This is a genomic window from Phaeodactylibacter xiamenensis (genome assembly GCF_965229835.1).
Lineage (GTDB): Bacteria > Bacteroidota > Bacteroidia > Chitinophagales > Saprospiraceae > Phaeodactylibacter > Phaeodactylibacter xiamenensis.
Map to the genome: position 1 here is coordinate 3,515,800 of NZ_OZ245931.1, position 20,358 is coordinate 3,536,157.

16 protein-coding genes are annotated in these 20,358 nt (G+C 50.2%); 8 read left to right on the top strand and 8 right to left on the bottom strand.

Annotated elements, in window-relative coordinates; genetic code table 11:
* The first annotated feature begins 15 nt into the window (after positions 1-15).
* The 5 genes from ACO08I_RS13060 (at position 16) to mtnA (ending at position 4,874) form a co-directional block, all read left to right on the top strand.
* Positions 16-1,467, top strand: a complete 1,452-nt coding sequence (locus tag ACO08I_RS13060) for a TrkH family potassium uptake protein (RefSeq protein WP_282780540.1) — start codon at positions 16-18, stop codon at positions 1,465-1,467.
* A 77-nt stretch (positions 1,468-1,544) separates the two neighbouring features.
* Positions 1,545-2,060 (top strand): hypothetical protein, encoded by a 516-nt coding sequence (locus ACO08I_RS13065; protein ID WP_421949535.1) that lies wholly within the window; start codon positions 1,545-1,547, stop codon positions 2,058-2,060.
* 69 nt (positions 2,061-2,129) lie between these two features.
* Entirely contained in the window at positions 2,130-2,669 is a 540-nt protein-coding gene (locus ACO08I_RS13070) for a hypothetical protein (RefSeq protein WP_421949536.1), read from the top strand.
* A gap of 412 nt (positions 2,670-3,081) precedes the next feature.
* Positions 3,082-3,585 carry a hypothetical protein gene (locus ACO08I_RS13075; protein WP_421949537.1) on the top strand — a complete coding sequence of 168 codons (504 nt, stop codon included), beginning with the start codon at positions 3,082-3,084 and terminating at the stop codon, positions 3,583-3,585.
* A gap of 164 nt (positions 3,586-3,749) precedes the next feature.
* Entirely contained in the window at positions 3,750-4,874 is a 1,125-nt protein-coding gene (mtnA, locus tag ACO08I_RS13080; protein WP_421949538.1) for an S-methyl-5-thioribose-1-phosphate isomerase, read from the top strand.
* Between the two features lie 2 nt (positions 4,875-4,876).
* On the opposite strand, the gene hisIE is transcribed toward mtnA, so the two are convergent.
* Together hisIE and hisF are read right to left on the bottom strand one after the other, a co-directional pair.
* Positions 4,877-5,482 (bottom strand): bifunctional phosphoribosyl-AMP cyclohydrolase/phosphoribosyl-ATP diphosphatase HisIE, encoded by a 606-nt coding sequence (gene hisIE, locus ACO08I_RS13085; RefSeq protein WP_282780549.1) that lies wholly within the window; start codon positions 5,480-5,482, stop codon positions 4,877-4,879.
* Between the two features lie 26 nt (positions 5,483-5,508).
* A complete protein-coding gene (gene hisF / locus ACO08I_RS13090) occupies positions 5,509-6,264 on the bottom strand; it encodes an imidazole glycerol phosphate synthase subunit HisF (protein ID WP_282774109.1) in 756 nt (251 codons plus the stop codon).
* Between the two features lie 303 nt (positions 6,265-6,567).
* Here hisF and ACO08I_RS13095 point away from each other — a divergent pair, with 303 nt between their 5' ends.
* The gene (locus ACO08I_RS13095; RefSeq protein ID WP_421949539.1) at positions 6,568-8,967 is read left to right on the top strand and encodes a T9SS type A sorting domain-containing protein; all 2,400 of its coding nucleotides are present in this window, start codon (positions 6,568-6,570) and stop codon (positions 8,965-8,967) included.
* Between the two features lie 25 nt (positions 8,968-8,992).
* Positions 8,993-11,416, top strand: coding sequence for a T9SS type A sorting domain-containing protein (locus ACO08I_RS13100; protein WP_421949540.1), 2,424 nt, complete (start codon positions 8,993-8,995; stop codon positions 11,414-11,416).
* A gap of 16 nt (positions 11,417-11,432) precedes the next feature.
* On the opposite strand, the gene ACO08I_RS13105 is transcribed toward ACO08I_RS13100, so the two are convergent.
* The 4 genes from ACO08I_RS13105 to ACO08I_RS13120 all read right to left on the bottom strand — a co-directional run bounded on the left by ACO08I_RS13105 (position 11,433) and on the right by ACO08I_RS13120 (position 15,678).
* Complete coding sequence (locus ACO08I_RS13105) at positions 11,433-12,014, bottom strand: hypothetical protein (protein ID WP_282774104.1); 582 nt, start codon at positions 12,012-12,014, stop codon at positions 11,433-11,435.
* A gap of 257 nt (positions 12,015-12,271) precedes the next feature.
* Positions 12,272-12,916, bottom strand: coding sequence for a hypothetical protein (locus ACO08I_RS13110; protein WP_282774102.1), 645 nt, complete (start codon positions 12,914-12,916; stop codon positions 12,272-12,274).
* Between the two features lie 110 nt (positions 12,917-13,026).
* A complete protein-coding gene (locus ACO08I_RS13115) occupies positions 13,027-15,207 on the bottom strand; it encodes a hypothetical protein (protein WP_282774100.1) in 2,181 nt (726 codons plus the stop codon).
* A 249-nt stretch (positions 15,208-15,456) separates the two neighbouring features.
* On the bottom strand, positions 15,457-15,678 hold the full coding sequence (locus ACO08I_RS13120; RefSeq protein WP_282774098.1) for a hypothetical protein: 222 nt from the start codon (positions 15,676-15,678) through the stop codon (positions 15,457-15,459).
* Between ACO08I_RS13120 and ACO08I_RS13125 the strand changes: the two genes are divergently transcribed.
* A complete protein-coding gene (locus ACO08I_RS13125) occupies positions 15,604-15,774 on the top strand; it encodes a T9SS type A sorting domain-containing protein (protein WP_421949541.1) in 171 nt (56 codons plus the stop codon). The two genes, ACO08I_RS13120 and ACO08I_RS13125, sit on opposite strands and share 75 nt — an antisense overlap.
* 204 nt (positions 15,775-15,978) lie before the next feature.
* Here the strand turns inward: ACO08I_RS13125 and ACO08I_RS13130 are convergent, their stop codons facing one another.
* Complete coding sequence (locus ACO08I_RS13130; RefSeq protein WP_421949542.1) at positions 15,979-18,477, bottom strand: TonB-dependent receptor domain-containing protein; 2,499 nt, start codon at positions 18,475-18,477, stop codon at positions 15,979-15,981.
* A gap of 326 nt (positions 18,478-18,803) precedes the next feature.
* A complete protein-coding gene (locus ACO08I_RS13135; protein WP_282774094.1) occupies positions 18,804-20,180 on the bottom strand; it encodes a serine hydrolase in 1,377 nt (458 codons plus the stop codon).
* Positions 20,181-20,358 lie beyond the last annotated feature (178 nt).

The following is a 20,358-nucleotide window of genomic DNA, read 5'->3' on the forward strand; positions in this document are numbered from 1 at the left end:
CAACAGCCGCTGCTCATGATTAATTTCAGACCTATCGCCCGCGTTATTGCCGTACTTCTCATGCTCATCGGGGGCATGATGCTGTTCGGTATTCCCTTTTCGCTCTACTACGAAAGCGGGGACTTCTGGGCACTGCTCAACAGCGGTCTGATCAGTATTATTACAGGAGGGGCTCTTTGGCTTATCCCTATACCCGGCACGACTAATATCAAAAAAAGAGAGGGCTATCTGATCGTTGCCCTGGGCTGGCTGGCCATGGTCACCTTTGGGATGCTGCCCTACCTGCTCAGCGGGGTGATCCCTGACGTGATCGGAGCGTTCTTTGAAACGGTCTCAGGCATGACCACCACCGGTGCGTCTGTCCTCACTGATATTGAGTCAGTACCTAAGGGTATTTTATTCTGGCGCAGCTTAACGCAATGGATTGGGGGCATGGGGATCATCGTGCTTACAGTGGCTATCTTCCCGCTGCTTGGAATCGGTGGTATTGAGCTATTTGTAGCAGAAGCGCCCGGCCCAACCTCCGACAAACTTCACCCCCGCATACGGGAAACGGCCAAGCGGCTGTGGCAGATTTATGTGGGTCTGACCGGGCTCTTGTGCATTGTACTACTGATTGCTGGCCTCGATTTCTATGAAGCCATCAACCATGCTCTCACTACGATGGCGACCGGCGGCTTCTCTACCAAGAATGCCAGCATGGCTTATTACGACCTGCCGCAGGTGCAATACCCCATCATTTTCTTCATGTTCCTGGCAGGTACCAACTATACGGTCATCTATTTCGGGCTGAAAGGGAAGTTCAAGAATGTATGGCAGAGCGATGAGTTCCGGGCCTACCTGACTATTGTAGGCTTACTGGCCGTCATTGTCACCCTGGGCGTGCACAACAACACCGACCTGTCATGGGAGAAAGCGTTCCGGGACAGCCTCTTTCAGATCGTTTCTATTATCACCACAACGGGCTTTGTCTCGGCTGACTATACCTCCTGGGGAAATGCCCTGACAATGCTGTTTTTTGTTCTGCTTTTCCTGGGCGCCTGCGCGGGCTCCACGAGTGGGGGTATCAAGCTGATACGGCATCTGGTGTTTTTCAAAAACTCCTTCCTGGAGTTCAAGCGCATCCTGCACCCCCGTGCGGTTATCCCGTTGAAGCTGAACGGGCAGGTCGTGACCGGGAGGATTCTAACCCACATCATTATCTTCCTGCTACTGTACATGATCTTATTCGTCATAGGGTCTATCGTTGTAGCCGCTCTGGGCCTGGAATTCACCACCGCGGTAGGCGCTACCGCCACGGCCCTGGGCAACGTTGGCCCCGGCATTGGTGGCGTTGGCCCGGTCGACAACTTCGCCTGGCTGAGCCCGCCGATTAAGTTTGTGCTTTCTATTCTGATGCTGCTTGGCCGCCTGGAGCTGTTTACGATTTTGGTGCTGTTTACGCCTTATTTTTGGAAGTCGAATTAAGGGCATGTTGCAAGATACAGCCTGTAAAAATTTGCCTGACTGACCCCAAACGCCCTATTTTAGACGACAAAAACCCAATGAAAACCCTGGCTACCCTCATTCTCACCCTTGGCCTTACCTGTCAGGTTCAAGCCAGTGCACGGCACATTTACCCTGACACTGCCCGTTGTGATACTTTAGAAATGAGAGCAGGCTTTGAACTCTATGCAAAAGTCATCAAACTGGAGGAAAAAGCCTACGTCATTCAATATTGCAAGGATGAAAGAAAGAGCCGCATTCCTGTTAGCAAGATACACCGGATTCGTTATGCCGATGGGACAGTAAAAAGCCGTAAAGATATCCGGCGGGAAGCCTGGCCCAAAACCCTCGCTCTAAACACTACACTGAGCGGTTTCCTGCAACTCCTGTGGTCGGGGCTGATTGGGCTATCGGGCCTTTATCTGGGCGCACTTGTCCTGGCAGTCTACAACTCATGGCTGGGCTTTCCTATTTTAATCATCACAGCAATCTTTGCCGGCTTTTTCCTGGTAAAAGGGCTGGGACGAATTGTAAAGGGCGTACGCCAATTATTCCGTAAACGCCGTAGCGGGTAGCGCCCATTTTACTGACTTTCATCATTGCAGATAATCAGTGGCAACTATACTATATGTGCAAAAGCCCCTATGAAAAACTTCGCCCTGACACTACTGCTTACCGTGCTTACTTTTCACCTCGCCACTGCCGCGGTTCACTGCCCCGCAGATACGCTAAAGTGTGATACGCTGGTTCTTAAAAATGGTATCGAAACCCATGCCCGAATCGTAGGGGTTTCCGGTAATTCTTTTATAGTTCAGTACTGCGATGAGGACCGCCAAACTCACATCCACAGCGCCGACCTGGAAGCTATCCGTTTTAGCGACGGCACCCAGTTTGGCAAGCCTGAAATCAAACAGGAAATAAGGCTTAAACGCAGGGGGGCCAAAGCCCTTACCCCCAAGCGTATTAAATCAACGGGTAAGTTACAACTCCTCGGTGCATTTCTCGCGGCACCGGTAGCAGCCTTTTCTATATTAGCCTTCGTGGTTTCAGGGGCATCTGTGGTATTAGTCCTTTCCATTTCGTTGACGGTATTAGTGATCTATCTTTTGTTTAGAGGCATCTCCAACCTCATTCTAGCCGGGCGCCTGCGCAAAAAGCTAAAAAAACAGGAGTCTTCTTTCTGAGCGCCTTTGAATGGTTTTTGGCTTCATAAAAACCTGACGTTATGAAGCACTTCATACTATTCCCTGTCTTTGTGCTTTCTAAATCTACAATAAAGCCACAGTATTCACCGGTCTCTTAGTGTATGTTTGGAGCAAACAAGAGTTGATAATCAAAGAGTTGTGGTTATGACTAAATGAAAAAATGCGCGTTTGGCGGGTCAAATAAGTATTTTTCTATGACGTCACTGTTCACAAGGCTTTGGTTATCAGCCGAAGTGCACCTCCAAACATACACTTACTACAGGGGCTATTCCGAATTGTAAAGGGCGTACGCCAATTATTCCGTAAACGCCGTAGCGGGTAACAACCATTTTACTGACTTTCATCATTGCAAATAATCAGTAGCAACTGCACTATGTAGGCAAAAGCCCCTATGAAAAAATTCACCCTAACCTTATCGCTTACGATTCTTGCCCTCCACCTAAGCGCAGCTGCCATTCACTGGCCTACAGATACGCTCAAATGCGACACCTTTGTCATGAGAAATGGTATTGAGATGCAAGTCCGGATCGTGGACTTCGCAGCAGACACCTTTATCGTTCAATATTGCCGGGATACCCGAAGGAGCAAAATTGCACCTGGTCAAATACAGCAAATCCGGTATGCCACCGGCCTCGTCAAGGACCGCCGGCAGATACGGCGGGATGCCCGGCAGAAACGAATAGAATCTCAGGGCTCCGAAAGGCTTGCCAGAATAGGGTTCTTTCAGCTATTAGGTATTATCCCAGTGGGGTTAGCCAGCTTCACAGCAGGTTTATACTTAGCTTTTATAGGTTCAGGAGGAAGCTTGGTACTCCCTGTTTTGATTTTCATTATTCCTCCCGGGATTTTACTGGTTGTGGGTATTCGGAATCTCACCAAGGCAGGCAAGATGTAGGAGAAGCAAGGTCAGATTATATCCTTGCATGGTTAATGTGGCAAAGTGCGATGTAGCCACTCCGAAAAGGGCCTGCCGGTATTAATTCTACATCAATTTTTCCTAAGAGGTCAAAATTCTCCCTAATGCACCCTATTTTCAGGGCTCGCAAAACCTCCTCCGATATGAAAATTGATGGCCAGCCCTTCCGTACGATTTGGGAAAAAGCCGATGAGCCCGGCGTTATTCAGATTATAGATCAGCGTCACCTGCCGCATCAGCTGATGATAGAAGACCTGCGGCGGCTCAGCGATTTTGCGAAAGCCATCAAAGATATGCACGTGCGGGGAGCGCCCCTCATTGGTGCCACGGCTGCCTACGGGCTCTACAGCGCTATGCTTGAAGCCCCGGCAGATAAGCGCCGCCTGCCTAAATACATCCGAAAGGCAGCTGATACCCTGCTGCAGACCCGCCCTACTGCGGTCAACCTCGCCTACGCTATTCGCTACAGCCTGCAAAAAATAGATACGCAGGCTGATTTGGAAGGCAAGACAGCCGCTGCCCTGCAGGCCGCCCGGAATATTACCGAAGAAAGCGTGGAGCACTGCCGCCTCATCGGGCAACACGGCCTACCGCTTATCGAAGCCATCAGCAAGCGGAAAAACGGGGCGCCTGTCAACATCCTCACCCACTGCAATGCCGGCTGGATCGCCTGTATTGACCACGGCACGGCCACTGCACCCATTTATGCCGCTCACGATGCCGGCATCCCCGTGCATGTTTGGGTGGACGAAACCCGCCCCCGCAATCAGGGCGCACGCATCACTGCCTTTGAACTGCTGCAGCACGGTGTGCCGCATACGGTAATTGCCGACAACACCGGTGGCCACCTCATGCAGCACGGGCAGGTCGACCTCGTCATCGTAGGCAGCGACCGCACCACCCGGCAGGGCGACGTGGCGAATAAAATCGGCACCTACCTCAAGGCTTTGGCAGCCAAAGACAATGGCGTCCCCTTTTACGTCGCCCTGCCCTCTTCCACTTTCGACTTTGAAGTGGTGGATGGCGTACTGGAAATCCCGATTGAGGAGCGCTCTGCAGATGAAGTGCGCTACATTCAGGGGATGCGCAACGGGAAAATCTTCAAAGTCCTGCTCACACCGGTCGACAGCCCGGCAGCCAACTACGCCTTTGATGTAACGCCGGCACGGCTGGTATCGGGGCTGATTACAGAACGGGGAATTTGTGAGGCTACAGAAGAAAGTATTGCGCGTATGTTTCCGGAATTTAGCCTCCCTAAGACTGCCTGATCTTACCGGTGCCGCTCCTCCAAAACTTTAAGCACATCCTTCAACTCGTAGCCCTTGGCGGCCAGTAAGACCAGGTAGTGGTACATCAGGTCCGCTGCTTCATTGAGGAAGAGCGCTTCGTTATCGTCTTTGGCCTCGATGACCAGCTCCACTGCCTCCTCCCCTACCTTTTGGGCGACCTTGTTCATGCCGCGGGCAAAGAGGCGGGCGGTGTAGGAAGTATCCGGATCGGCATTTTTCCGGCTTTGGATGACAGACTCCAGGTGGCCGAGAAAGCCTGCCGGGTAGTTGTCTTCCGCCCAGCAGGTGTCAGTGCCTTTGTGGCAAACCGGACCTGCCGGATGAGCATAGACCAACAGGGAATCCTGATCACAATCGGCTTTGATATCAACCAATGCCAGGGAATTGCCGGAAGTCTCGCCTTTAGTCCACAAGCGGTTTTTGCTGCGGCTGAAAAAGGTGACCTGCTTCGTATCGAGGGTTTTCTGCAGCGCCTGCTCATTCATATACCCCTGCATGAGCACCCGCCCGGTGGTGGCATCCTGTACAATAGCGGGCACAAGGCCATCGCCTTTTTGAAAATCTATAGTGGTTGGATCTACAGCCATCGTTGATTGTCTTTGAGGTGAATATTTTAAAGCCGCACCGTCACGCCTTTATCCCTAAGATAGGACTTCAGGTCGGTGATGCCGATTTCACGAAAGTGGAAAATACTAGCCGCCAGCCCGGCATCGGCTTTGCCTTCCGTAAAAACATCGTAGAAGTGCTCCATGTTCCCGGCACCGCCTGAGGCAATGACCGGAATGGAAACCGTTTCGGATACCCGGGCGGTGATACCATTGGCAAAGCCATTCTTAGTGCCATCGTGGTTCATGGAGGTGAAGAGGATTTCCCCCGCCCCCCGGTCTTCGGCTTCCTTTACCCAATCGAGCAGTCGAATCTCAGTAGCGAGCCGTCCCCCGTTGAGGTGGACAAACCAGTCGCCATCAATAGACTTGGCATCTACGGCTACGACCACAAACTGACTCCCGAAGCGCTTGGCGAGGTCTTCGATCAGCTGCGGGTTGCGAACTGCTGCCGAGTTGATGGAAATCTTGTCTGCCCCGGAGGCCAGGAGGACGTCCACATCCTCAACGGATTTAATGCCCCCGCCGATGGTGAAGGGGATGCTCAGGTGCGCTGCGATATCGTGGGCCAGCGCCGCCAGGGTTTTGCGTTTTTCGTGCGTGGCGGTGATATCCAGGAAGACCAGTTCGTCGGCCCCCTGTTCGCTGTAGAGGGCGCCCAGTTCCACGGGGTCACCCGCATCGCGCAGGTTGACAAAATTGACACCCTTTACGGTGCGCCCGTCCTTGATATCCAGGCAAGGTATGATGCGTTTGGCTAGCATTTGAAAACGTTACTTTTCGCGAAGGTAGGAAAATTGCGTTGCTCACACATTCAGGGATTGTACGCACGAAGTCAAAATATGACTTCACAATTCCACATTGCCTGTTTGTCCGAAAAACCAGTATCTTTCAGTTGGAAAACCCGTAGTTCGTACCGATGCTGAATGCTGATCTAACCAGGTGGCAAGGTAAACTTACACCCTGAAAGCACTCATTCAGCCATTCCAGAGAAGCACTCACTCATTGCAGATGGCAGCCGCCAGGGAAAATGGCCATATTGGAATACACATCAAAAATACCAGCGTATGCAGACCCGGATACTTCTACTTCTTACCGTTTTAGGCTTGCAGCACCTCCTGAATGCACAGTGCGGGCCGCCTGAAAATATGAGCGACTTGTTTGGGAATGAAATCCAGGCCCGGATCACTACGGGTGGCGACCTGTTTTGGGATGGCAACGATGCGAGATTTCGCATCACAAGCGCTCCGGGTATGCCCAGTACTATTTTTGCGGAAGGGCTGTGGCTGGGCGGTATTGACCCCGCCGGCAACCTGAAGGTATCTGCTCAAACCTATGGCAGAGCCAGTGGAGAGAGCGATTACTTTCCGGGCCCCTTGCCTAATGGTGGCGCCATCGATGCCGATGCCTGTGCCAATTGGGACCACACCTGGAGTGTGCGCAGGTATGAGATTGAGGCTCACCTTGCCGACTTTGCCGACAACGGTACAGTTGACACTCCCCTACCCGCTATCCTGGAATGGCCAGGCAAGGGCAACCCTTACTTCGAGGAGGCGTTTGGCTTCCCTCTGCCTAATGACGAGCACGGTCTTGCCCCCTTTGCCGATACCGATGGCGATGGGCTGTACGACCCCATGGCGGGGGACTATCCGGCCCTGGAAGAAGTGGCGGTGACACCTGAGCAAATGATTTGGAGTGTATTTAATGATGCTGGCGATGTTCATGGTCAGACATTAGGAAATCCGCTAAACATGGAGATACAGCGGACTTCCTGGGCCGTCAGTTGCGGAGGCAGCATCCTGGACCGGACGGTTTTTGTTCAGTACCAACTCATCAACCGCGGAGTGGAATTGCTGGACTCTTTACGGTTCGCTATTTGGACCGACTTTGACTTGGGTTGCTATACCGATGATTATGTCGGCTCCGCTCCCGAACACGATGCTTTCTTTGTGTACAACGACAATCCCATTGACCAAAACCCATGCCCGCAGGGCGTAGACAGTTTTGGAGAAAATCCGCCCGTACAATCCTCGGTTATCCTCAGTCACCCACTGTCATCCTATATACTCTTCACTGGCGGTAATGGTCCGCCTGGTACAAGCAACCCCGGACAGCCGACAAGCTATTACCATTATATGAATGGCAGATGGCTGGATGATACACCCATCACTGTGGGAGGCAATGGTTATATGAGTTCTACAGAAGAAACCACTTTTATGTTCCCTGATGACCCGAACGATCCGGAGGGATGGTCTTTGTATTCAGAACAGCTTATGGGCCGAGACTGGCGTGGCGTAGGTGGCGTACGACTGGGCAGCTTAAGCCCAAACGAATCGGTAACTGTTGCCACCGCCCGGCTCTACACCCGCGTGCCCGGCAATGACTTCCTCGAAAACGTCTCCGCCATGTACGGCGAGCTTGATGCCCTGCACGAGGCTTACGCCAATGGCTTTGAAGATGCCTGCCCGCAACAGCCGCTTTGCACCAACGACTGCGTCTGGCCCGGGGATGCCAATGCCGATGGTATTGCCAATCAGGAGGACCTGCTCGCTATCGGGCTGAACGCAACAACCACGGGCCCTACCCGCGATGGCGGTTTGTTCTGGGGCCCCAAAGTAGCCGATGACTGGTCCACCGATTTGGTCAAACACGCCGATACCGATGGAAATGGCAGTATTGACACCGCTGATGTGGAAGTCACCCACCTCAACTACAATCTGCGGCGGCCCGACTATGTGGAGAGCCCGACTTACGTGGAAGGGCCGGAATTGCAGGTTGGCCCGGGTTTCCCAAATGGTTTTAACGGTGTAAATGCGGGTAGTATCGTACTTACGCGTATTTCTCTGGCTGACGTTTCGGAGCTCAAAGGATTGTCCTTTTCCATCGAATTTGATACCCGATACTTTGATGGGACCATCCATCCTGCTACTATTTCTGGCAGTTCGGAAGAACTATACGCCAGGATGCCCCTCAATGAGGAAGGACTTATTGGCTTCGCCCGGTATAAAATGGCACCAGGCACCTTAATTGAGGGCACCGGCACCTACGAACTCTTCACGATGCAAGTCCGGGAATATTTCGACATTCCAGTCCCTTCAGATACCTCCTACCTGCGCTTTCGGGATATCGTTGCAGTGCGGGAAGATGGCAGCCTGATCCCCATTGGCGGCATGACCGTACCCGTGATCTTTAACGGGGTCTTTGTGGACACAGAAGATGTGCCAGCGCAAGAGCAGCTTCAGGTTTTCCCCAACCCCACTACCGGGCAATTGCACGTACAATTCCCCGGGCAGCAGGTGGAACAACTGGAAGTCTGGAACAGCACCGGACAGGCTATTCGCCGCGCGCAGGGCCCCTTCCATGAGCAGCATACGCTGGATTTGAGCGGGCTGCCGGCGGGGCTTTATACTTTGCGGGCGCGGACGGCAACAGGGATGCGGGTAGAGAAGGTGGTGGTACAGCCTTGATAGTATACAATAAAGTAAGCTTTGCATGATGAGAATTTACAGTTTGTTTTTATTGGGGCTATTATTGCCTGCTTTTTTGCGGGCGCAGTGTGCCCCGCCTGAGGCCGAGGCCCTTCTGTTTGGAAATGAGATGCAGGCTATGATTAAGAGTGGCGGAGATGGATTTTGGGACTTTAAATTCTACGATGCCGCACTATTCAATCAGGCTAGTCCACTAGAGTCCGAAGCTCTTTGGCTGGGAGGGAAAACACCCGATGGACAACTCCGTGTAGCAGCCCAAACTTTTGGAAGAAAAAACGGGCAGCACGGCTACCACCCAGGGCCACTTCCCCAAGGAGAAGGCCCACTTGATTCTGCTTATTGTGCGCAGTGGGACCGGCTATGGAGTGTCCGGGGCATGGACATACAGGCACACATTGCCGACTTTGAAGATAATGGCATTATTGACGAACCCATTGATGCTATTTTACAATGGCCAGCACGGGGCAATCCTCATTTTTTTGAGCAGTTGGGCTTTGAGCTGCCAGAAGATGAAAATGGGCTTGCTCCATTTGCTGATCTTGATGAAGACGGATGGTATGAGCCTATGGAGGGAGACTACCCCTCTGTTGAGGCAACAGATGCAATCCCTGCTCAAATCATCTGGACGGTCTTTAACGATGCTCAGGGACAATCCAGTATTGTAGATACACCACCTATGAATATGGAGGTACAGCGCACCGTTTGGACCCTTGGCTGCGGAGGGCATCCGCTAGACCGGACTATATTTGTTGACTTTAAAGTCATTAATCGTAGTCCTACGATACTGGATTCTATGCATCTGGCAATTTTCAATTCCTTTAATATTGGCTGTTCTTTAATTGAATATGTTGGATCCTCTCCTGACCATCATGCATTTTTTACCTACGACTGGCAAAATACCCAGCCTGTTGAGTGTGGGCAAAACGAACATCCTGGATTTGGGGAAAATCCACCCGTTTTAGCAACAGTATTTCTGAACCATCCGATGACATCCTTTACTTATCACAACCTCAATAAGCATTCTGAAAAATCGAGACCTAAAAAATCACAACACTGCTTCAACTATATGACAGCCCGATGGCGGGATGGCACACCTCTCACAGCTATCGGCGATGGCTATTGGGGCACTGCACCTGTTACCAGTTTTGCTTTCTACGGGAACCCCAACAACCTTTCTGAATGGTCTATGAGATCCGAAACCATCTACAATGATTATTCAAACTTCAAAGGTGTAGGCAGTACCTGGCTCGGAAGCCTGGCACCAGGAGAAGCAAAGGAGGTGCATACTGCCCGGTTGTACGTAAGGGAGCCTGGGTTGAACCACCTGGAAAATGTCAACGCGATGTACGGGCAGCTTGATGCATTACACGAAGGTTATGCCGACCGGTTCGCAACAGCCTGTGAACAACAGATTTGCGAAACAGACTGTGTCTGGCCCGGAGACACCAATAAAGACGGCATTGCAGACCATTACGACTTGCTCCCTATTGCTGCCTGGCAGGGCACCACAGGTCCGGAGCGTAGCGGCTTCTTCTGGGCGCCTCAGCTTGCGGCTCCATGGTCGGGGACACAGGTTTCGGGACAAAACCTCAAACACGCTGATGCTAATGGTGATGGCACTATTGACCTGCAAGACGCCCGGGTTTGTGGGCTCAACCTAGGCAAGGCCCTATCAGATTATATACCACCTGCCGCTAACTACCCCTCCGGTCCCGACCTCCTCATCAAGGGATTTGGGAACGCTCCGCCCTGGAGTGATGTATTTAATCAAAACAATCAACTAGCCAACAAAATAAACATTGACTTGCGGGAGATTCCCGGGCTTGCCGCGCTGGCTTTCACGCTGGAGTTTGATACGGGCTATGTGAAAAACATTTCAACCCTCTATCTGGATGAAGACTTCTTCCCCATCAGGATTGAGCCCGACCGGACCTTGTTTTACCGGGAACGGATTGAAGAGGGCGCAATAGATATTGCAGTAGCACGCCCGGACGAATCGGTCCCTCTCTCCGGTGAAATCATCAGGATTTTTCTAAGTCTGCTCCCGGAAGAAGACCTCCCCGGAGACCAGGTAGAATTCCGCATCAAAAACCCTTGGGGTATTATGTTTGACGGGACGTATATTCTTCTCGGTGCCAATACCCGGACTTTTTTCACAGAAGAACAGCCGGTCTCCACCGATAATGAACAAATCGCTCCCCTCCACCTCTTCCCCAACCCCACCACCGGGCAGCTCCACGTACAATTCCCCGGGCAGCAGGTGGAACAACTGGAAGTCTGGAACAGCACCGGACAGGCTGTACGCCGCGCGCAGGGCCCCTTCCATGAGCAGCATACGCTGGATTTGAGCGGGCTGCCGGCGGGGCTTTATACTCTCCGGGCGCGGATGGAAATGGGGATATGGGTGGAAAAGGTGGTGGTGCGTTGATCCTCAATACGGGGGTCTACTTTTCACAATACAATATTTCCGGCATCCGGCTGAGCAAATCATGGAGCAGTGGGTACGCTAAGGGCACATCGAAGCCGGAAAAGGTATCAACCCCAGAGGAACTGTAGAGTGTAACCGTGTTCATCAACAATGCATCCTCGACTGGCCCCTGCCAAAGATGGAAAGTAGTTGGGGTGATTCGGCTCAGTTCGGTTGAAAGTTTTTCCTTTATTTCATCGCGAACTTTGCAGGTGTGAATAGTCGTGCCTGGCTTCAAATGCTCCTTCAACACGGACTGTATTTGTGCATGTCCGTTTGGATATAGCACTATCTTTTCCGCCAGTGATGCTTTCTTTTGATTAATCCAGTAGTGCCGTTCCACCAAAACAGAATCCCAATTCGTTTGTCCGTTCCAACTGGATAACCTTACAAACTGTTGCCCTCCCAGGTACTCAAACAGGTTTCGGTGTTTGGACGGGTTAACAGCCAAAAGCTCCAAAAACAGGGAGTCGTTGGTTTGTTTGAATTGGAAAATTGCAGTGTCCTGTGCATACATGATTTGGAGCTGACCGCCTTTAATAGCGTAGGGGAAAGCCATGGAGATTGTGTTTTCTGTAATGACCACCTCATTGGCTGAAAAGGTTAGGGTTGCCAAATCGCTGGATACCCAGTGCGAGGAAGGCAAAGGAGATTGGCAACCTGCTTCAATTACGACTAGCAGAGTAATGATCCATAATACTGTGCTTTGAGCCGTTTTCATGCTATACCCTGACAAAGGGACACCTCCACTCCCTGAATAACAAGCACTTAAGCAAACCGTTAGTCCGATTAGGCAAATGAGTCTCAACATCTATATTACTCAATTCTCCTTTTAAAGTTAAAAATTCTTTCATTCCATTGGTTTTCTCTACTCTCCACCCATTCTTCAAATTCGTAAGTTTCTCTTTTGGGGTATCTGGTAATTAAAATATCTCTGCTACTATTACGCCCGTTTCCTGTGATTACCAACTTGTTGTTATCTGTAGTGTTCAAAACAATCAACGAGTCAAGGTTAGCATCTACATGCGCCACAGACCTACCCTCATCAAGCCTATTAAATTTTTCATTAACGCCATAAATGTCGATATTTTTTAGCGTCTCTGTAGTTGAAAATCGAAGCATATTACTCTCAGGACTCCCTTTTATTGATTCAAGCCAATCCTTTATAGAAGCTTTGTGCTGTTTGAGTTCAATATCGAGACCATACATGTCAAAACCTACCCAAGTATCACCAAAGGATTGATTGATAATTGTCCATTCAAAGTATTCTCTGTCACCATTTTTAAATGTCATGTGGACATCTGCGTTGAAATGAATGTCAAGAATAGCATCCCCCCTAATATTGCAAGAATAACTTGTTCCACAGAAGGCTTGGAATTGTATGATTTCCATTCCAATCATTCCCTGAAGCCCTCTGAGGCTTTTCTCTGATAAGCTAGCGTGATATTGATGTCTTGTCATTACGAATAACTTTTTTCGCCTGCTGAGCGGTTCCTGTTTTCTCCTAGGAGAAAACAGGAACCGCTCAGCGATTTTAAATACTATGGCGTTATATGTTGAATATAAGTTCCTTAGTCATCAAATCTGATTTTGAATTTGCTATTCAATTGCCCTGAACTTGATGCATTACATGGGCCAGTATAAAAACCGATAGTCCAAGCGTAGCCCGAATTAGAATCAGGATAAAGCTCCATAAAAATGCATAAACCACCATATAACTCTCCTATTTTAAAAACAGGAGTTAGAGTTCCATTCTGATCATTAAAAAAAACCGGAGTAGTAACCCCGAATTCATCTTTTAACTTATCGAAGAACTCTGAGGAAGCTACATCATTTAACTTCGCTCCTAAATTTGGGGAAATCCATTGGAATTTGTCTCTTACTTTTTTTACTGTCCAATTTAATCGATTCCTAAATACATTGTATAGTTTCAACAAAAAGTCTTCTCCAAGCGATTTTGCCCTTTTAAAGGCTTCAAATGCCTTCTTCAAGTGCTTTCCCTTAACAAAAAGACCGTACGCAAACGATCCCATTTTCGCCGCAGGAAAAAAAGCATCCGCCTCATTCAATACAATATCAACTGCATTAAACATAGCATCCATCCACTGGCCACCTTGAAGGTTAGCAAATAATTCAGGCCCAATGGTGGCGAGCGTTCCTCCTGGAATGAGATCAGCTACTAACTCTTTAACTGTTTCCAGTAGCATCTCTATGACAATATCCCGTATAGGGTCAGAAGGACCATCCCCTAAGTCCAGCATTGTACTGCCGAACTCGGCATAAATATCATCATAGGCTCTTGCAATGGCTACTGCCAGGTTTTTATCACTTTCAGAGCCTCCTGAAATAAGGTGCTGTCCAAGAAACGTGGATATCTCCTGAAACAACTCCGGGTTTTCCAAAAACCTGTTAATCTCCTCCTCACTAAACTGCGCTGTCTCCTGATGCTCCAATAAAAATTGAACCACTTCGGGATGATCAGTACAGGCATCATCCAAGGGCAGGCTAAGGTCGTAGGCAGCTCTGAAAGCCTGCAGGGAATAACTGCACAGCGCCTCCTCCACACAAGCCTCATACCCCTCCGTCCCACAATTATTCACCGCCTCATAACACTGCCCCGGGTTAAGCGCATTGTCACAAACTTCACAAATCTGCTGCCCGATCTGATAATAACTGCTGCCTTCCACACCTGATGTGATGGCTTCCAGCGTCTCGTGGATATCATGCGGGGGACTTGTAGGGAATTGCGGAAACTCACCGCCCTGTGCTTCCTGATTATCATAGTATTCATTGCACAGCCGCATTACGATATTGTCTATAATGCTTTTGATGTTATACTCCGCCGCTTCTCCACAGGACGCGGTCAGTAATGCCTCCTCAAGTTGATTGATCATTGCAGTGGAGTGGGGATGATTGAAGGCAAACATACATTCCATGGTATTTTCATTCCAGCGCGGTTTGTTGTAGCTCCAGTCGGGGCCGGTATTGATAGGGCCGCCACCTCCGCCAGTTGGCTCCAGATTAGTGGCCCAGCTATGCGCCCAGGGGTCCTGACCTACTTCATCCTCGCACCATGCCCAAAAGTGATAGACCGTTGTTCCACTTTCGCCGGGGCTACCGTGGATTACGGTACCATCATTATTCAGATAGTTGATGCGCCATTTGTGCTGTTGGATAGAGTTGTTAAACCAAGTAGGGTCAAATACGGAAGGATGAACCCCAGAAGGAGGGTTCATAATTTCATGGCCCGTAAGCTGATTGACGTATGTACAATAACAATTTTCATCAACATCCTCCTGTGATTGATTCTCCGTGTACAGTTCAATTTCGATCAGGCACCAGCCTCGTGGTATAATTTCCAGGATTTCGTCTGCTACTTCCGGGTGGGTCAGGTGCGTGTACAGGAAATCAAATGCCCTGCTGCTACCCAACACCTGACTATACTGAAAAAAAGAAAAAATGGGTATGATCAGATTACCGGGCCCAAACTGCTCTAACAATACCTCTGTATCTGCCAGTAGCTGATCTTTGGTAATATGAAAAAAAGAGTAGGCACCGTTATTCACAGCAACAAAAAGGATGGATTGAAGGCTATCGTGTTTCAGGGTAGGCACGGAAAGTATGTAGTGCTCCGGCTCAAACTCTTTTACCACTTTCGCCAGCTTCCAGTCAAACAAGCCATTGTTGTAGATGAAAGTGCCAATCTCATCTACGGTAGCTTCTTCCATCATTTGCGCCCACAGCAAATTCAACCGGGAGACGGATGGCTTTTGCCAAATAGAGTCTGCCAGTAAAGTAGCGTTACTCCTGGTGTCTATGGTATTGTCATAGTCTTGTTCTCTTTCTGGAATTTGGTCGGGATCTTTGGTACAACTATTGAGGACTACCCCCCCCCACAATTAAAATTAGAATAAGTTTAAATGCTTTCATGTTTCCATTGGTTTTTTTGAGAAAAATAATAACCCAATAATACGCACTTTCAATTAACATACTGAGCGCCATCAGACGAACGGGCTCTTTTTGAGTATGACCGGGCGTTCTAACAGAACGAACAGCCTGCCGCTCCCGATTAGGTACAAATCGCTCCCCTCCACCTCTTCCCCAACCCCACCACCGGGCAGCTCCACGTACAATTCCCCGGGCAGCAGGTGGAACAACTGGAAGTCTGGAACAGCACCGGACAGGCTGTACGCCGCGCGCAGGGCCCCTTCCCTGAGCAACATACGCTGGATTTGAGCGGGCTGCCGGCGGGGCTTTATACACTGCGGACTCGGATGGAAACGGGGATGCGGGTGGAGAAGGTGGTGGTGCAGCCTTAATGCCAAAAAACTTGCCAAATCTTTGAGGGCAAGAATATTTAATAGGGCTGAGGGAGCCTCGACTTCATGCGAGCGCATTGTGTAGATACAACCGCCGGGCATACCGTTAAAAAACAGTATGCCCGGCGTTGCATTTTCATGGCTACTCAACGAGCAGCATCACAATGGCTTGACTACCATAGGAAGGTTATCAACCCTTAGCCCCTAAAAATTATCGTTCCCTCCACCTTTCTGATCGTCATTATTGATCTTGGAACGGCGGCCGCGGCGGTTACCGCTGAAATCCAGTTCGCCGAAATTGTAGCTGATGCTAAAGCCAATCGAGCGGAACGGAATGCTAAAGTTGGAGCGCTGATAGAAGTTTTCGCCCTGAATTTCGGAGGGGAAACTCTTGCGCTCATTAAACGGCTCGATAGCACGGATACCAAGGCTGAAGCGCTTGTTAAACTGCTTCCGTAGCCCCATACCATAAAGCCAGAAACTCGGGTTCTCTCCCTGCAGCGTCTGCTGTGGAGAACGGGCAAAACCGAACAAATCAAACTTCCAATCCCTCGGTAAATTGATATTCGCACCGATGTTGCCGTTCCAAATTACCGTGCTCCGGCTCAGATCAATGCTGTCTACCGTCGACTCGGCGTTATAGGTGAAGATGTTAAAGCCCAGGCGGAAGGAACCTATTTCTTTGATGTTGACCGATGTAAAGAGGTTAACTCCCACACTGTTGTTTACACCAATGTTCAGATAACTGGTAGACGACACCTCTGAAGCCGGCTCGATTTGGACGAAGGACTCAATAATATCCGTTGTCTGCCGGTAATAGACCGCGGCATTAATAGCGACCCCTTTGACGAAGGTATTGTAGCTCAACTCGTACTGGTCCACGACTTCGGGATCGAGCGTTGGATTTCCGAAAACCAGGTTATTGGGGTCACTGATTTGGGTGAATGGATTGATAAAGAACAGACTTGGCCGCTGAATACGGCGCGAATAGCTCGCCTTCGCATTACTGAAGTTCTTAAACTGCTTGTTCAGAATAATGCTGGGCAAAATATTACTGTATTGCTGCGTAAATGGCTCCTGCTCTAACTCCCGGTATGCGCCACGAATGGTGGTATGCTCATAACGCGCGCCGGTGATCAGTCCGATAGACTTGCTCAATTTCCAGTTCAAGGAAACATAACCGGCGTACACATCCTGATCGTACAGGAAATTATCAGTGAGGAAAGGAATGGGGGTAAACATAACGGCATTCGTCTCCCTGGTCAGGGTCTTGTAATCACTATTGATGCGCCGAATGACGGTCTTGAGCCCCGTTTCCAGTTTTGTCCCTCCGGGAAAGGGGTGTACATAATCCGCCTGCAGAGTGTACTCACTGTTGATACCATCGTTAAAATTTCGGATATCTTCCTCGTAGCGCAATTCACTGCCATCCTGATCGGTGATGTTTTCCTGATCGCTGTTGGTGGTACTTAGCTGAAAGGCTACAGAAAACTCCCGTTCAGATTTGGGATAGGTACGCTTGTAATCTACTGTCCAATCGTAGCCATTTCGTACGCTTGCATTATCATTACTGCGCACAAAATCCACGATATCGCCTGTATTGGGGGCGATGCGGCCATTGGTTGTACCGTCCCGCCAATTATTAAAGCCATTGAACCGGATACTGGAGTTGATACTATTGTAAGCATTGAAGTCGTAGAAGGCCCCGAAATTACCGTTAAACCCAAGTACCTGACTACTATTCGGCCCACCCTGGCTAAAGGTGCTTAGTATGGTTTCGCCCTCCTGCTCCTCCCGCAGGAAGTCTACAGACCCTTCGCGCCTCCAGGACCAGAAGCTGTTGGCACCACCGTTGAGCCCAAAGCGGCCACGCACCCAATTCAGATTGACCCCACCGTTATTTTGGCGGGTTCCGATGGAGGTGTTTACAGAGCCGGTAAAGCCTTCAGCGTTTCTTTTTTTGGTGATGATATTGATGATTCCCGAACTCCCTTCTCCGTCATACTTAGCGGTAGGCGTCGTTATTACTTCCACCGTTTTAATCTGGTTAGCAGGGATCGTTTTCAGGGCATCCGCCGGGTTGGAACCAAACAAGGTGGAAGGGCGGCCATTGATCAGGATTTGAATATTGGAGGAGCCCCGCAGGCTTACGTTCCCGTCCAGATCTACTGACAACAAAGGGACATTACGAAGTACATCTGCGGCGTCGCCCCCCACGGTACTCGCATCTTTTTCCGCGTTGTAAACCAGTTTGTCAATTCGGTTTTCCACAAGGGCCGCCTGCCCCGTCACCGTAACCTCTTCCAGGTTTACACCCGTTGGCAGGATATAAATAGTGCCCAAGTCCAGGTCGGGCTTTTCCAGGGTGGTTTCCAGACCTTCCAGTACCTTAGGTTCGTAGCCCAAAAAGCTAATATTCAAATCATATTTCCCATTCTCCACCTCAATGATCTTGAAGGAGCCATCCGATTCCGTAATCCCGCCATCCTGTTGCTTCCCATCGGCTGACTTGATTAAAACCAGGGTTGCAAATTCTACCGGCTGCCCACTGATCGAATCGATCACCGTCCCGGCAATACGCCCTTTAATGGTAGGCCCCTTCTTGCCGCCCCCAGTGCCGCCCCATGGAGGCTGAGCCGATATAGCGGAAACCACCAGCAAAAAAACTAACAAGAGGGAAAAATGTATAGCGTTGGACTTCATACTAACGAATATTTTGGTGCAGAACAAAGTTCTCCCTGATCAGTTGCGAGGAACAAGCAGATTGTCATAGTAGTGTAATGGCTGGCAAAAGTAAGCTTTTCGTATTTATCCAAGCTACTCCTAATTTTCTGTTGGAGACCATAGGTGCTGCTGTTGGAGCAATCGCTTTTTTCAACTAAATATCTAGCTGCAGTGATCTGAAGGTGCGGGAATAATTCACTCTAAGAGCCGGGAAATATGCAGGAAGCAGGTACATACCGACCTCAACCGCAATCTTCCCAATTGGGATCACTAAAATAGAGTTGACGAAAGCCAAGGCCTTCAACCTACCGGTAATGATTCGTCACCACCACCAACACGCCATTCACCAGATCAAACCAGTTGGGGTGCGGGTCGTTGGTAGACAGGGCGATGCTGACATCGGCTTCCGGGACATACATAATGATGCTCCGGTAGTCCATCAGAGAGCCGGTGTGCCCGTAGTGGACGATGCCAAAGTCGTCCCAAAGACGGGTGCCCAGACCGTAGTTACTGCCGCCTACGGCGAAGCCATAATCGGTAATCATCAGTTCTTTGGAAGCGGCGGTGAGGAAGTTGCCCCCGTACACGGCATTGCCGTACTTCGCCAGATCGGAAGGGGTGGAAACGATAGCGCCGGCAGCGCCCACTGAGGTCAGGTGGTACTCATAGGCACGGCTGTTTTCCGCCAGGCTGTCGATTTTTTCTGCGTAGGAGCTGAAGTCGTCGTACAAGGTTTGATCCAGCCCGAGTGGATTGAAGATGTAGGATTTGTACAGATCGCTCAGCGACTGTCCGGTGACGGCTTCCGCCAAAGCGCCCAGCACATAAAAGCCCGTATTGGAGTAGCGGTAGCTGCTGCCAGGCCAGAAGAAGGAGCCCTGATCGACCGTGTAGTCGTAGATATCCTGATGCTCCCACACGCGGGTCTGCCAGTCGCTGCCGGTGTAGAAGCCACCGTCATTGAGATGGTCGCCCATGCCGGAAGTATGCGTCAGCAGGTGTTCAATGGTAATAGCGATGCCGTTGTCCAGCCCGGGGATTTCCAGGTATTCAAACAGCTTATCATCTAACTCAAAGTAGCCCTCTTCTGCCAGGCGGAGGATGAGGGTCGCTGTGAAAGATTTGGTCACGCTGGCCACCCGGTACCGGTAGTTGGGGTCGAGTGGGTTATTGCCTCCGGGGCTGTGTTCTCCGCGGGTGGTCGTGATGAGCTCATCCTCGGGGGTCATCAGCGCTACGGACACGCCAAGCATACCGCTGGTGGTGAACTGGAATTTACTGGTGACTTCGTTGTTGAGCTTTTCGGTGATGGACAGGTAGACCAGCACGGCAATCTTTAGCGTCCGCTTGCGTTGCCCTATATCATCGGCAGCAATGATGTCTATGGTCACATTGCCCTGATCGGAGCGGGCGGGCGTTCCGGAAAGCACTTGTGTGGCCGCATCGTAGGACAGCCAGTCCGGCAAGCCTTCAAAACTTACTACCGGAACAGGGCCATCGGGATCGGTAATTTCCAGTTGCAGCGTAAACAGGGAATCGGCAATAGCCGAAACCGAGGATGGTGCCTCGATGACCGGCAGTTGGTTGGCAGGCATGATGTCGTCCTGCTGATCTTCTTTGGAGCAGCTGTGGAAAAGGAGCGATAGTGCGAACAGTGAAAGCAGTAAGAAACGATTCAGCATAGATGATAAAACTATTGAGTATGCAGATTAAATGTAGAGGAAGTAATTTCTGTTGTTGCACGCAAAGCCGCAAAGGGTAGCGCAAAGATCGCAAAGTTATACGCAATACGAAGTGGTCACCGACGATGAATGTCGGGATCTTGGATTTGCGACATCGGCCACTGACGAAGCATAGCTT